This is a genomic window from Micromonospora tarapacensis, assembly GCF_019697375.1.
GTDB classification, from domain to species: domain Bacteria; phylum Actinomycetota; class Actinomycetes; order Mycobacteriales; family Micromonosporaceae; genus Micromonospora; species Micromonospora tarapacensis.
Genome location: NZ_JAHCDI010000004.1, coordinates 1,854,134 through 1,867,370, shown reverse-complemented (window position 1 = coordinate 1,867,370; position 13,237 = coordinate 1,854,134). Strand labels below are relative to the sequence as shown.

Annotated in this window: 11 protein-coding genes and 2 pseudogenes; 10 read left to right on the top strand and 3 right to left on the bottom strand. The window is 72.5% G+C overall.

Going from position 1 to position 13,237, the window contains the following annotated elements:
- Positions 1–53 precede the first annotated feature (53 nt).
- Positions 54–851 carry a sugar phosphate isomerase/epimerase family protein gene (locus KIF24_RS14415; protein WP_221087353.1) on the top strand — a complete coding sequence of 266 codons (798 nt, stop codon included), beginning with the start codon at positions 54–56 and terminating at the stop codon, positions 849–851.
- 78 nt (positions 852–929) lie between these two features.
- Here KIF24_RS14415 and KIF24_RS14410 read toward each other — a convergent pair whose 3' ends face one another.
- Positions 930–1,838 carry a 5'-3' exonuclease gene (locus tag KIF24_RS14410; protein ID WP_221087352.1) on the bottom strand — a complete coding sequence of 303 codons (909 nt, stop codon included), beginning with the start codon at positions 1,836–1,838 and terminating at the stop codon, positions 930–932.
- 107 nt (positions 1,839–1,945) lie between these two features.
- Here KIF24_RS14410 and KIF24_RS35075 point away from each other — a divergent pair.
- The 6 genes and pseudogenes from KIF24_RS35075 (at position 1,946) to KIF24_RS14380 (ending at position 7,794) form a co-directional block, all read left to right on the top strand.
- A pseudogene (locus tag KIF24_RS35075) lies at positions 1,946–2,325 on the top strand (VOC family protein).
- A 186-nt stretch (positions 2,326–2,511) separates the two neighbouring features.
- Positions 2,512–3,627: a M24 family metallopeptidase gene (locus KIF24_RS14400; protein WP_221084469.1), complete on the top strand. Its 1,116-nt coding sequence runs from the start codon at positions 2,512–2,514 to the stop codon at positions 3,625–3,627.
- Positions 3,624–4,766: an acyl-CoA dehydrogenase family protein gene (locus KIF24_RS14395; RefSeq protein WP_221084468.1), complete on the top strand. Its 1,143-nt coding sequence runs from the start codon at positions 3,624–3,626 to the stop codon at positions 4,764–4,766. The genes KIF24_RS14400 and KIF24_RS14395 overlap by 4 nt, the downstream gene beginning before the upstream one ends.
- 86 nt (positions 4,767–4,852) lie before the next feature.
- Positions 4,853–5,362: an Lrp/AsnC family transcriptional regulator gene (locus KIF24_RS14390; RefSeq protein WP_221084467.1), complete on the top strand. Its 510-nt coding sequence runs from the start codon at positions 4,853–4,855 to the stop codon at positions 5,360–5,362.
- A gap of 207 nt (positions 5,363–5,569) precedes the next feature.
- Positions 5,570–6,088, top strand: coding sequence for a hypothetical protein (locus tag KIF24_RS14385; protein ID WP_221084466.1), 519 nt, complete (start codon positions 5,570–5,572; stop codon positions 6,086–6,088).
- Positions 6,085–7,794, top strand: coding sequence for a CDP-glycerol glycerophosphotransferase family protein (locus KIF24_RS14380; protein ID WP_221084465.1), 1,710 nt, complete (start codon positions 6,085–6,087; stop codon positions 7,792–7,794). Before KIF24_RS14385 ends, KIF24_RS14380 begins: the two co-directional genes overlap by 4 nt.
- Positions 7,795–7,906: 112 nt before the next feature.
- Here the strand turns inward: KIF24_RS14380 and KIF24_RS14375 are convergent, their stop codons facing one another.
- Positions 7,907–8,518 (bottom strand): histidine phosphatase family protein, encoded by a 612-nt coding sequence (locus tag KIF24_RS14375; protein WP_221084464.1) that lies wholly within the window; start codon positions 8,516–8,518, stop codon positions 7,907–7,909.
- Between the two features lie 219 nt (positions 8,519–8,737).
- On the opposite strand from KIF24_RS14375, the gene KIF24_RS14370 reads away from it, so the two are divergent.
- Positions 8,738–8,935, top strand: coding sequence for a CsbD family protein (locus KIF24_RS14370; protein ID WP_221084463.1), 198 nt, complete (start codon positions 8,738–8,740; stop codon positions 8,933–8,935).
- 95 nt (positions 8,936–9,030) lie between these two features.
- Here KIF24_RS14370 and KIF24_RS14365 read toward each other — a convergent pair whose 3' ends face one another.
- Positions 9,031–10,437 carry a KamA family radical SAM protein gene (locus tag KIF24_RS14365; protein ID WP_221084462.1) on the bottom strand — a complete coding sequence of 469 codons (1,407 nt, stop codon included), beginning with the start codon at positions 10,435–10,437 and terminating at the stop codon, positions 9,031–9,033.
- Positions 10,438–10,576: 139 nt separating this feature from the next.
- Here KIF24_RS14365 and kdd point away from each other — a divergent pair.
- A pseudogene (gene kdd, locus KIF24_RS14360) lies at positions 10,577–11,637 on the top strand (L-erythro-3,5-diaminohexanoate dehydrogenase).
- 4 nt (positions 11,638–11,641) lie between these two features.
- The gene (locus KIF24_RS14355) at positions 11,642–13,210 is read left to right on the top strand and encodes an amidohydrolase (protein ID WP_221084461.1); all 1,569 of its coding nucleotides are present in this window, start codon (positions 11,642–11,644) and stop codon (positions 13,208–13,210) included.
- The last annotated feature ends 27 nt before the right edge of the window (positions 13,211–13,237 follow it).

Genomic DNA, 13,237 nt, shown 5'->3' with positions numbered 1-13,237 from the left:
GCGGGCCGGCGCAGCGTGCCGGGGTGGTGGCCGGGCCGGCGGGGCGGGCGGCATTGCGCCGGTTCTCGTTCAACCAGGCCACGGCCCAGCGCTGGGCGCTGCCCGACCTGGTCGCCGGCTGCGTCGCCGCCGGGGTGCCGGGCGTCGGGCTGTGGCGGGAGCCGGTCGCCGAGTACGGGCTGCCCCGGGCCGCCAGGCTGGTCCGCGACGCCGGGCTCGCGGTGACCACGCTGTGCCGCGGCGGCTTCTTCACCGCCGACGACTGGCGTGCGGAGAACCGGCGCGCCATCGACGAGGCGGCCACGCTCGGCGCGCCCGTGCTGGTGCTGGTCTCCGGTGGCCTGCCCGCCGGCAGCAAGGACATCGACGGTGCCCGCGCCCGGGTGGCCGACGCGATAGCCGAGTTGGCCCCGCACGCCGACGCCGCCGGGGTGACGCTCGCCATCGAGCCGCTGCACCCGATGTTCAGTGCCGACCGGTGCGTCATCGCCACCCTCGGGCAGGCCCTGGACATCGCCGAGCGGTTCGACCCGGGCGTGGTCGGGGTGGTCGTGGACGCATACCACGTGTGGTGGGACGACACGGTCTACCACCAGATCGCCCGGGCCGGGGAGTGGATCGCCGCGTTCCAGGTCGGCGACTGGGTCACGCCGCTGCCCGAGGGGGTGCTGCTGGGCCGGGCGCTGCCCGGCGACGGCTGCATCGAGCTGCGCCGCCTGCGTGAGGCGGTGGACGCGGCCGGCTACACCGGCCCGGTCGAGGTGGAGGTCTTCAACGCCGCGGTCTGGTCGCGCCCCGGCGAGCAGGTGCTGGCCGCCGCCCTCGACGGCTACCTCCGCGAGGTCGCCTGACCCGGCCGGAGCCGGCCGGTGGGGGACGACACACCCCCGCCGGGTCGCCGGTGCTGTCCCGTCCGACTCTGGACGGCGCTAGCTCGCCGTGGCGCGGGTGGCGAGGGCGTCGACCAGGCGGCGGGTGGAGCCGGCGAGGTTCCACCGCTGCGCCAGCTCGATCAGCCGCTCCGGGTCGGCCGGCGAGACCGGCAACTCGGTGGGCAGCGCCGGCAGCGGCACGTCCAGGGCGACCCGGACGACCTTCGGTGCCACCGCGAGATAGTCCCGCGCGGCGGCGAGCTTGGTGCGTAGCCCGGGCGCGAAGCCGGAGGCCGGGTCGTCCAGCGAGGCGAGAATGCCGGCGATGTCACCGTACCGGTCGACCAGCCGGGCGGCGGTCTTCTCGCCGACACCGGTCACCCCGGGTAGCCCGTCGCTGGGATCGCCACGCAGCGCGGCGAACTCGGCGTACCGGTCGGCCGGCACACCGTAGCGGGTGCGCACCGCGGCGTCGTCGCAGTCGTCCAGCTTCGCCACGCCACGCCCGATGTAGAGCAGCCGCACCCCGCGGGCGTCGTCGATGAGCTGGAACAGGTCACGGTCGCCGGAGACCACCTCCACCGGCCCGGGCTGGGTCACCGAGAGGGTGCCGAGCACGTCGTCGGCCTCGTAGCCGGCCGCGCCGACCACCGTGATGCCCAGCGCGTCGAGCACGTCGAGGATCATCGGCACCTGCGGGGTGAGGGTGTCCGGCACCACCTCGCCGCCCTCGGCGGCCACCCGGTGCGCCTTGTACGACGGCAGCAGCGCGACCCGCCAGGCCGGTCGCCAGTCGTGGTCCATCGCGCACACCATCCGCCCTGGCCGCCGGGTGCGGATCAGGTGGGCGAGCATGTCGAGGAAGCCGCGCACGGCGTTGACGGGCTGCCCGTCGGTGGTCTTCGCGGCGGATTCGGGAATGCCGAAGTAGGCCCGGAAGTAGAGGCTGGGCGCGTCGACGAGCATGATCGGGGTCTGCGCTGTCACGCCCGACAGCCTGGCACACCGCACCGACGTTCACGGCGCACGGCAGGTCGACGGTGCGATCCGGTGACGCGACGAAGGAAGGCCCGATGACCGGACCGACCCGGCTGGCGCTGACCACGGTCAACCTCGACACGCCCGACCCGGCGGCCCTGGCCCGCTTCTACGCGCGCCTGCTCGCCTGGACCATCGAGGTCGAGGAGGCCGACGACGTCATCCTGCGTGCCCCGACGGCGGGGTCGGGCTGTCCTTCCAGCGGGAGCGGGCGTACGTGCGCCCGACCTGGCCCGCCGAGTCCGGCCGGCAGCAGATGATGATGCACCTGGAGATCGGGGTGCAGGACCTGCCGGCCGCGCTGGAGCACGCGCTGGCCTGCGGTGCGACGCTGGCCGGAGTCCAGCCGCAGGAGCACGTCCGGGTCTGCCTGGACCCGGACGGCCACCCGTTCTGTCTCTGGCTGACGGATTGACCCGTCGTGCCGTCAGCTCGCACCGGCCGTACCACGCCTGCCGCGCCGCTTGACGACGTACGGCAGCACGAACAGGTACAGGCCGGTGACGATGACGGCCACCGTGAACGCGATTCCTGACCGGCCTGTCGCGACGGCCCGGCACCGCCCGCGCCGGATCGCCCAAACGACCGTTAAGCTAGCTGGATGGGGTTCGAGGAGCTGTATCCGTCGCGGCGGCTGGCCGCCGCGCAGCGCGCCACCGCCGCGGCCGGGCTGGACGCGCTGCTGCTCAGCCCCGGCTCCGACCTGCGCTACCTGACCGGCTACGACGCGCACGCCGGCGAGCGGCTGACCCTGCTGGTGGTGCCCGCCGAGGGCGAGCCGACGCTGATCGTGCCGACCCTGGAACGGCCGGCGGCCGAGGCATCCCCGGCACCGGGCACCGGCGTACGCATCGTCGACCACGCCGACGGCACCGACCCGTACCCGTTGGTCACCGCGGCCCTCGACGGGCCGACCGGCGCGGTGGGGCTGGCCGACCGGATGTGGGCCGAGCAGGTCCTCGCGCTGCGCGCGACGCTGCCCGACACCCGCCAGCGGCTCGCCTCCGAGGTGCTGCGGGAGCTGCGGATCCACAAGTCGCCCGCCGAGGTCGACGCCCTCGCCGAGGCCGGCGCGGCGATCGACGCCGTGCACCTGCGGATGGGGGAGTGGTTGCGGCCGGGGCGTACCGAGGTGGAGGTGGCCGCCGACATCGCCGCGGCGATCCGGGCGGCCGGGCACGCCACGGTCGACTTCGTCATCGTGGCCGCCGGGCCGAACGGGGCCAGCCCGCATCACGGCACCGCCGACCGGCCGATCGGCGCGGGGGAGCCGGTGGTGGTGGACATCGGCGGCACCATGCCCTCGGGCTACCGCTCCGACTGCACCCGCACCTACGTCGCGGGCGGTCCACCGCCGGCCGAGTTCGGCGACTACTACCAGGTGCTGCACGAAGCGCAGCGCGCCGCCGTGGCGGCGGTCCGGCCCAGGGTGGGCGCGCAGGCCGTCGACGCCGCCGCCCGCGAGCCGATCGCCGCCGCCGGGTACGGCGACGCCTTCCTGCACCGCACCGGTCACGGCATCGGCCTGGACGGCCACGAGGAGCCGTACGTGGTGGCGGGCAACGACCGGCCGCTGGCGGCGGGGATGGCCTTCTCCGTCGAACCGGGCATCTACCTGGCCGGGCGGCACGGCGCCCGGATCGAGGACATCGTCGTCTGCACGACGGACGGCGTGCGACGACTCAACACCATCCCTACGGAGCTCATCGCGCTATGACTGTCGACCGGATCCTGCCCAGCGACGAGGCTCACGACCTGCTGGAGCTGGCCACCGAACTCGCCGACCGGGAACTCGCCCCGAAGGCGGTCGAGTACGAGCAGCGTGGCGAGTTCCCCCGGGAGGTGCTGCGCACGCTGGGCCGCGCCGGCCTGCTCGGCCTGCCCTATCCGGAGGAGCACGGCGGCGCCGCCCAGCCGTACGAGGTGTACCTCCAGGTGCTGGAGATCCTGGCCGGCCGCTGGCTGGCCGTCGCCGAGGCGGTCAGCGTGCACACCCTGTCCTGCTACCCGGTCGCCGCGTTCGGCAGCGCCGAGCAGCGCAAACTGCTGCCCGACCTGCTCGGTGGCGAGCTGCTCGGCGCGTACTGCCTGTCGGAGCCGCAGGGCGGGTCGGACGCCGCGTCGCTGACCACGAGGGCCGTCCGCGACGGGGACGTCTACGTCGTCTCCGGCACCAAGGCCTGGATCACCCACGCCCGGGTGGCCGACTTCTACAACATCTTCTGCCGCACCGGCGGCCCCGGCTCGCGCGGCATCTCCTGCCTGCTCGCCGACCGGGCCACGGCCGGCATCCACCCGCAGGCCGCCGAGCGCACCATGGGACTGCGCTCCTCGCCGGTGGCGCAGGTCGCCTTCGACGACGCCCGGGTGCCGGTCGACCGGCTGATCGGCGGCGAGGGGATCGGCTTCACCATCGCCATGTCCGCCCTGGACTCCGGCCGGCTGGGCATCGCCGCCTGCGCCGTGGGGCTGGCCCAGGCGGCCCTGGACTACGCGGTGGACTACGCGCGGCAGCGCCAGCAGTTCGGCCGGTCGATCATCGACTTCCAGGGTCTCGGGTTCACCCTGGCGGATCTGGCCACCCAGATCTCCGCCGCCCGGGCGTTGACGCTGGCCGCGGCCCGGCTGCGGGACGCCGGCCGACCGTACTCGATCGAGGCGGCCAAGGCGAAGCTGTTCGCCACCGACATGGCGATGCGGGTGACCACGGACGCGGTGCAGGTGCTCGGCGGCGCGGGCTACGTGGCCGACCACCCGGTCGAGCGCTACCTGCGCGAGGCGAAGGTGCTCCAGATCGTGGAGGGCACCAACCAGATCCAACGGCTGGTGATCTCCCGGGCGCTGGCCGAGGGCTGACCGAGTGCGACCGTCCGCCCGCGGAGCGCGACGCTCGGCGGGCCCCGTCGTCGCATCGGCGGGCCATTGCGGGTAGGTTGCACGCCGTGGAGGAGATCGACCGGGCCATCGTCGCCGCGCTGAGGGTGGACGGCCGGCTGTCGTACACGGATCTCGCCGAGCGGGTGGGCCTGTCGGTGTCCGCCGTGCACCAGCGGGTGCGGCGGCTGGAGCAGCGCGGCGTGATCAAGGGCTATGCCGCGCAGGTCTCCTTCGAGGCGCTCGACCTGCCCTTGACGGCGTTCGTGGCGATCCGGCCGTTCGACCCGTCGCAGCCCGACGACGCCCCGGAACGGCTGGCCCACCTGTCGGAGATCGACTCGTGCTACTCGGTGGCAGGGGAGGACTTCTACCTGCTGCTGGTGCGGGTGGCCGGTCCGGCTGACCTGGAGCGGGTGTTGCAGGAGATCCGGACCTCGGCCAACGTCACCACCCGGACCACCGTCGTTCTGTCCACCCCGTACGAGCACCGCCCGCCGAAGATCGCCTCGAACCCGGCGAGCCAGCCCCGCACCCGGGGAGTCCCGGTCGAGTCGGCGGGTCCGCAGGCGGGTTGACCCGCAACCCCGTGCCGCCGACTCGCAGCGGGCGGGGCTAGGATCCATCCCTGATTCGGCGGAAAGTGAGACCCGGATCATGACCGGCGCCGGGCCGCGGCTGCTGCCGCCTCGGCGTCACCGGTCGCGGTACGGGTTTCCAGCGGAGGGTGAGATGTGCCGATCGGTGCGATCGCGGTTCGACCAGGCGGTGCCCGGAGTCCGCTCATGACACGGTCCAACTCCGGCAACATGCTCTTCCACAGCGCGGTGTTCCGGGTTCCGAGTGTGCCCGGGGCCGAGGCGGTAGCCAACTCCCACGTCCATGAACGTCCGGTGAATCTCAGTACCCACATCCGCCGGACCACCGGCGAGTTCGACCGGTTTGTCCTGCCGATGGCAAACTCGTACCGGGACACGTTCCTGCCACACCTGGAGCGCCTCGCCCAGGTCATCGAGTGGCTGAAGATGCCGGTCACCGCTGTCGGTATCGGTGCCCCACTGCCGTACGGCAAGGTCATGTCGCGCCTGCGCTGGCTCCGGCAGGGACCCGACGGCGGTCTCGGACGCCCTGCCGACGCCTTCGAACCACCGTTCCGCGAACCGCGCGGGACGAAGTCGCTTGAGGAGCGGGAAACTCAGTTGGAGAAGGAACTCAGGCTGCAACAGGAATCGCTGACGAGTTGGCGAGGTCGGATGGGTCGGGTGCTGCGGATCAACCCGTTGTCCACTGGGGGCGGACGGTGACGACGGCGGGTCCGGACAAGTCCGGGTTGAGCGGGTGGCTGGCATCGAGCGCCGGGGCGCGGCTGGTCTCCTCGGTGATCGAGGTGTCGGCCCTCGCCACCCTGCTCCTGGCGGCGGTGGGAGGTTCCCGTCTCTGGGCGCTCCCCCCCGCAGTGTTCGCCGCCGGTCTGCTGGCCTGGACGTGGCGCGGTGCGCTGAGCGGCACCCCGGTGGCGGCGGGGAAGGCCGCCGTGGCGCGCGTCCTGCTGCTCGCCGGCGCGTACCTGCTCGGCGCGGCGGACGGTGGCGTCGATCCCGCACTTGCCGTCGGCGTCGCCCTCGCCGGCCTGGCGGTGCTCAGCGAGGCACCGCTGGCGCTGATCGCCCGGGCCGCCTATCCCGTCTCGGCGAACCTGCCCGGGATCGGCGCCCGGCCGTACCGCCGTCCGAACACCAGCCGCGTCGCGTTGGTCAACGCCGTAGCGGTGCTGGTGGCGCTCGTCTGCGCGTTCGCCGACGCCCTCGGGGCGGTCGCGGCGGCGGTGGCGGCCGCGGCGCTCGGACTGGCACTGTTCACCGCGGCCCAGGCGCTGACCCGGGTACGGGCGCGGCGCACCGCCGAGGCGAACCTGTTCGCCGCGCTGACGGCCTACGAGCCGGCCTTCGTCCTGCACTGGAACGCACCGGCGGGCACCGCCTACCAGATCGCGATGTGGCTGCCGTACCTGGAACGCCTGGGTCGGAAGTTCTTCGTGCTGGTGCGCAGCGAGGCGAACTTCAGCGAGGTGACGGCGCTCAGCAAGGCCCCGGTGGTGCTCCGGTCGAGGCTGGAGGACCTGGACGACGTGGTCACGCCGTCCATGCGGGTGGCCTTCTACGTCAACACCGCGACGAGGAACAACCACCTCATCCGGTACACGAACCTGACGCACATCCAGCTCAACCACGGCGACAGCGACAAGGTGCCGAGCCACAATCCGGTCTTCCGGATGTACGACAAGAACTTCGTCGCCGGTCAGGCCGCGATCGACCGGTTCGCGGCCAACGGGGTGCGGATGCCGGCGGAGATGTTCACCGTCGTCGGGCGCCCCCAGGTGGAGAACGTCGCCGTCGCCGCCAAGCCGATCTCCTCGATCGCCAGCCCCCGGGTCCTCTACGCGCCGACGTGGGCTGGTTTCTACGCCGACTCCAACTACTCCTCGTTGCCGGTCGGCTACGACATCATCAAGGCGTTGGTCGCGCGTGGTTGCAGCATCGTCTTCCGGCCGCACCCGTACAGCCGTCGCTCGCCGTCGTTGAATCGTGAGTGCGAGCGGATCCAGGCGCTGCTCGCCGAAGACCGTCGGGCCAACGGGCGGCCCCACGTCTTCGGCAACCAGGCCGAGGCGAAGATGTCGGTGGTGGACTGCTTCAACGCCTCGGATGTGTTGGTGTCGGACGTGTCGAGTGTGGTGGCCGACTACCTGTACTCGGAGAAGCCGTTCGCGATGGTCGCCGTCTCGACCCCGGCGGTCACGTTCACCGACGAGTTCCCGCTCGCCCGGGCGAGCTACGTGATCGACGCGCACGGCGGCCGGGTGCAGGGGCTCGACACGGCCCTCGACGACCTTCTCGGCAGCGACCCCCTCGCCACCAGCCGGCACGATCTCAAGAAGTACTACCTCGGTGACATCCCGGCGGAGCGATACGCCCAGCACTTCCTCGACGAGGCGGCGCGCCACCTCTGATTCCAGGAGGGCCGCGGGTCGGCTCCGGTGCGGCGTCGACGCCGCACCGGAGCCGATCGCCCGTGGGGGCGGGTCGGTGCCGGTGTTCCTCCCGGCATCCCGCCCCGGAAGCTCAGTGTCGGGCCACCGACCCCGCCGCGGTCCCGGCCGGCGGGGGAGGCGGCTGGTTCCACCGGAGGATGACCCGCCGCCCGTGCTCGTGGCCGAGCAGGCTGAGGGTGGCCGTGTCGAGGCGGAGCAGGCCGCCGGCCGACGGTGGCAGGGCGATCCACCGGGCGCCCAGCACGCGCAGCGAGTGGGCGTGTCCGACCAGTGCGACGGAGCCCCGGTCGAGCAGCGGGTGCAGCTTGGTGAGCAGCCGGTCGAGGCGCTCGCCCACCTCGCTGGGGGACTCGCCGCCGGGACACCCGTCGGTCCAGACGCTCCAGCTCGGCTGCTCCTCGTGGATCTCCGCGGTGGTGCGTCCCTCGTAGTCGCCGTAGTTCCACTCGGCGAGATCCTCGTCGGCGCCGGTGACGTTCAGCCCGGCCAGTTGTGCGGTGTACAGCGCCCGGCGGCGTGGGCTGCTCAGGACGGCGGCGAACCGTCGGCCGGCGAGCGCCGGACCGAGCGCGCGGGCCTGCCGTTCACCGTCGGGGGTCAGCTCCAGATCGGTGTACGACGTGTGTCGTCGGCTGGCGCTCCAGGCGGTCTCCCCGTGCCGGACGAGCAGTACCTCGCTCATGCCTCCAGTCAACCAGCAAGGCGTGCCCGCCGCCGGGTGGCGGGCCGGATCGCCGGGCACGAAACGGCAGGGACAGCAACCCTAGTGTCCTAGGATGCCATAGCGAATGTGTCCCACCCGACACGGCCAGCAGCCGTTTCAGCCAACGACATCGGGGGAGACCACCAGGAAGCGGAGTTACCCGCTCCGCTTCACCGCCGAGGTAGGCAGGGAGGCGACATGAGCTTCACCGACAAGGCGAAGAACAAGGTCGAGCAGTTGAGCGGCGCCGCGAAGGAGCGCGTCGGCGACATGACCGACAACGAGCGCATGCGTGCCGAGGGCGCCACCGAGCAGACCGAGGCCCGCGGGCGGCAGGCCGGCGGCGAGAACGTCAAGGATGCCGGCCGCAACGCGAAGGACACCTTCAGCAGGTGACCGCGCAGGACGGCAACGGGCCGCCGGGGTGATCCGGCGGCCCGTCCGGGTGACCTGAGCGCCGTCCGGCGGCGCAGCGGCCGGCGGGCTCGGGTTCAGCCGTCGCGGTGGGTCTGCCACCAACGCCGGCCGGCGTCCGGCAGCGTGTCGATCGGGTCGTAGTAGGCGTAGCGCTTGCCGAGTGCCGCCAGGTCGGCGGACTCGATGGAGGTGCGGTAGTTCTTCGTCCAGTAGGAGATCCCGCGCTCGCGGTCGTACTCGGTGACCATGTGCACCCAGCGCTTGCCGACAAAGGGGACGTCGCAGACGATCCGTGGGGTGGCGTAGCCCGGCAGGTAGCCCATGATGTCGTGCTGGAGTTGCTGGGCGTGCCAGACCGGGACGCGCCAGTGCTCGGCGTTGGGGATCATGTCGCACATGTAGAAGTAGTAGGGCAGGATGCCGGCCTCGCCCTGCAACGCGAAGCAGAGGTCGAGCAGGTCGGTGCTGGTGGCGTTGACCCCGCGCATCAGGACGCCCTGGTTGCGTACGTCGCGTACGCCGACGTCGAGCGCGGTCTGGGCGGCCCGGGCGACGAGTGGGGTGAGCGACTGGGCGTGGTTGACGTGGGTGTGGATGGCCAGGTTGACGCCACGGCGGGCGGCGGTGCGGCCGACGCGTTCGAGGCCCTCGACGACGTCGGGTTGCAGCCAGTGTTGGGGCAGGCCCATGAGGGCCTTGGTGGCGAGCCGGATGTCGCGGATGGTCTCGATCTCCAGCAGGCGCATCAGGTACGACTCGAGGTTGCGCCAGGGCACGTTGGCCACGTCGCCGCCGGAGACGACGACGTCGCGGACCCCGGGGTGGCCCTTCAGGTAGCTGATGTGGGCGTCGTACCGGTCGACCGGCTTGAGGGCGAGTTTCAGTTTGTCGACCGCGGGGGTGGAGTTGCCGACCAGGTCCATGCGGGTGCAGTGCCCGCAGTACTGCGGGCAGGTGGAGAGCAGTTCGGCGAGGACCTTGGTGGGGTAGCGGTGGGTGAGCCCTTCGGCGACCCACATGTCGTGTTCGTGCAGTGAGTCGCGGGTGGCGTACGGGTGTGAGGGCCAGTCGGTGCGGCGGTCGGAGGCGACCGGGATCATGTATCGCCGGATCGGGTCGGCGAGGAACGCCTCGGTGGTCAGCGGGGCGAACGGCACCATGGTGTTGATCATTTGTGGCGTCACCAGCATGGACATGGTGGCCAGGGCGCGTTGGTCGGCGTCGAGGTCGGTGTAGAGGGTCTCGTCGACGGTGTCGCCGAGGACGGTGCGCAGCTGTTTGATGTTCCTGACGCAGTTGACGCGCTGCCACTGTGCGCTTTCCCACTGGTCGCGGGTCACCTGGCGCCAGCCGGGGAAGCGGGTCCAGTCGGGTTCGACGAGTGGGTTGCGGCGGTATTCGTAGGGCTGGCCGGTGAGCGTGGTGGTGGGGGCCGGCTGGGGCGCCGGGATGGTCTGCACCGGCGGTCGGGTCTGGGTCACGGCCCCTCCTCTGGCTTGTGTCGGTGATCAGCGGGCCGAGGCTACTGGAAAATATCCGGCAAAGAAATTATTCTGCCGGAAGTTTTCCCGTTGTGCGAGCCCGGGTCGGGGCTTCAGACGGCTGGACAGGGAGGTCGGCGTGACATCACCGGTGGGTCTGCACCGCGTCGTGGAACCGGCGGGGGTGCTGCCGCAGGCCGCCTGGCGGCTGGATGCCCGCCCGACGATCGGGCCGAACGAGGTGCGGATCCGGGTCGAACGGATCAACCTGGACGCGGCGAGCTTCCGGCAGTTGTTCGAGCGGCACGGTGGGGACGGCGACGCGGTGCGCGCCGAGGTCCTCGACATCATCACCACCCGGGGCAAGATGCAGAACCCGGTGACCGGTTCGGGCGGGATGCTGATCGGTACGGTCGAGGAGGTCGGGCGGCGCTCGCCGCTGGGGCTCCAGGCGGGCGAGCGGGTGGCCACCCTGGTGTCGCTGACGCTGACCCCGCTGGTGGTGACCGACGGGTTGGCCGGTTGGGACGGGCGCGGCGAGCAGGCCCCCTGCGACGGGCACGCGATCCTGTTCGCCCGGTCGATCGTGGCGGTGCTGCCGGCGGATCTGGACCCGCAGCTGTCCCTGGCGGTGCTGGACGTGTGCGGTGCGCCGGCGCTGACCGCCCGGGTGGTGTCGCGGTACGTGGCCGAGCGGGCGGCCGAGGGGACGCCCGGCGGGTCACGGTGGCGGTGATCGGTGGTGCGGGCAAGAGTGGTTCGCTGTCGTTGGCGGCGGCTCGGCGGGCGGGTGCGGGTCGTACGGTCGGGGTGGTGCCGGTGGCCGCGGAGCGTGCCGCCCTGGCGGCGGCGGGGCTGGCCGACGCGGTGGCGCTGGCCGACGCCCGTGACCCGGTGGCGTTGTCGACGGCGGTGACCGCGGCGTTGGGTGTGCCGGCCGACGTGACGGTGGTCTGCGTGGACGTGCCGGGCTGCGAGCACGGTGCGGTGTTGGCCACCGCGGACGGCGGCACGGTGATCTTCTTCTCGATGGCGACGAGTTTCGCCGCGGCGGCGCTGGGTGCGGAGGGCCTGGCGGCGGACGTGACGATGCTGGTCGGCAACGGGTACGTGCCGGGGCACGCGGAGTTGGCGCTGGGTCTGCTGCGCGGCGAGCCGGGGGTCCGTGGTCTGTTCGAGGCTCGGCTGGCGGCAGACTGAGGCCATGACGAACAACCCCTCGACGTTGTATCGCGCCGGTGTGCTGCACTGCCCGGCGGACCCGTCCGCGACGGCGCTGCTCGTGCGGGACGGGCGGATCGTCTGGCTGGGCGCGGACGTGGACGCGCCGGCGGCGGACCGGGTGGTGGAGCTGGACGGTGCGCTGGTGACGCCGGCGTTCGTGGATGCGCATGTGCATGTCAGCGACACCGGGTTGGTGCTGTCGGGGCTGGATCTGTCCGGAGTGCGGTCGGCCGGTGGTCTGCTGGACGCGGTGTCGGCGTTCGCGGCGCGGTTGCCGGTGGATGCGGTGGTGCTGGGGCACGGTTGGGACGAGTCGACGTGGCCGGTGGCGCAGCCGCCGGGGGCGGCGGAGTTGGGTCGGGCGGCCGGCGGCCGGCGGGTGTACCTGTCGCAGGCGTCGATCCACTCGGCCCTGGTCTCCTCGGCGCTGCTGGCGGCGTGTCCGGAGGCGGTGGATGCGGCCGGGTACGACGGGTCGGGGTGGTTGCGGCGCGATGCGCATCATGTGGTGCGGGCGGTGGCGCGGGCGTCGGTGACGCGGGCGCAGCGGGTGGCTGCGCAGCGGGTGGCGTTGGCGCGGGCGGCGTCGTTGGGGATCGCGGCGGTGCACGAGTGTGGTGGGCCGGAGATCTCCGACGAGGAGGATTTCACCGGGTTGTTGTCGATCTCCGGGGCGGGGGTGCCGGAGGTGTACGGGTACTGGGGTGAGTTGGGTGGTGCGGCGCGGGCGCGGGCGCTGGGTGCGGTGGGTGCCGGGGGTGACCTGTTCGCCGATGGTGCGTTGGGGTCGCGGACGGCCCATCTGTCGCAGGCGTACGCCGATGGTGCCGGGTGTGGTCACGGGTATCTGAGCGCGGAGCAGGTTCGTGATCATCTGTTGGACTGTGCGGCGCACGGGATGCAGGGCGGGTTCCACGCGATCGGTGACGCGGCGATCTCGACGGTGCTGGAGGGTTTCGCGGCGGCGGCGGGGAGGTTGGGGACGGATCGGGTGCGGGCGGCGCGGCACCGGGTGGAGCATGCGGAGATCATGGATCGGCGGTTGATCGCCGGGTTCGTGGAGTACGGGGTGGTGGCGTCGATGCAGCCGGCGTTCGACCGGTTGTGGGGTGGCGCGGGCCGGATGTACGAGACGCGGTTGGGGTTGGGCCGGTCGTTGGCGTCGAATCCGATGGGTGCGATGCACGCGGTCGGGGTGGCGTTGGCGTTTGGTTCGGATTCGCCGGTGACGCCGTTGGATCCGTGGGGGTCGGTGCGGGCGGCGGCGGCGCATCACAGTCCGGTGCAGCGGATGAGTGTGCGGGCGGCGTTCGCGGCGCACACCCGGGGCGGGTGGCGGGCGGTGCACCTGGACGGTGAGGGGGTGCTGGCGTTGGGGGCGCCGGCGACGTTCGCGGTGTGGTCCACCCCGGCGGGGGTGGAGCGGGGGTTGCCGGTGTTGCAGGCCGAGGATGTCCAGGCGCGGGGGGTGTCGGATCCGACGCCGTTGCCGGTGTGCCGGGCGACGGTGTTGCGCGGTGAGTTGATCTATGGGGATGGGGTTGCGTGAGGGTGTGCGGCACGGGTGTGCGTCGGT

Bases quoted from the DNA above. Each gene is read 5' to 3' on its own strand.
- KIF24_RS14410 (WP_221087352.1), bottom strand. From the start codon at position 1,838: ATGCTCGTCGACGCGCCCAGCCTCTACTTCCGGGCCTACTTCGGCATT.
- KIF24_RS14400 (WP_221084469.1), top strand. From the start codon at position 2,512: ATGGGGTTCGAGGAGCTGTATCCGTCGCGGCGGCTGGCCGCCGCGCAG.
- KIF24_RS14395 (WP_221084468.1), top strand. From the start codon at position 3,624: ATGACTGTCGACCGGATCCTGCCCAGCGACGAGGCTCACGACCTGCTG.
- KIF24_RS14385 (WP_221084466.1), top strand. From the start codon at position 5,570: ATGACACGGTCCAACTCCGGCAACATGCTCTTCCACAGCGCGGTGTTC.
- KIF24_RS14375 (WP_221084464.1), bottom strand. From the start codon at position 8,518: ATGAGCGAGGTACTGCTCGTCCGGCACGGGGAGACCGCCTGGAGCGCC.
- KIF24_RS14370 (WP_221084463.1), top strand. From the start codon at position 8,738: ATGAGCTTCACCGACAAGGCGAAGAACAAGGTCGAGCAGTTGAGCGGC.
- KIF24_RS14355 (WP_221084461.1), top strand. From the start codon at position 11,642: ATGACGAACAACCCCTCGACGTTGTATCGCGCCGGTGTGCTGCACTGC.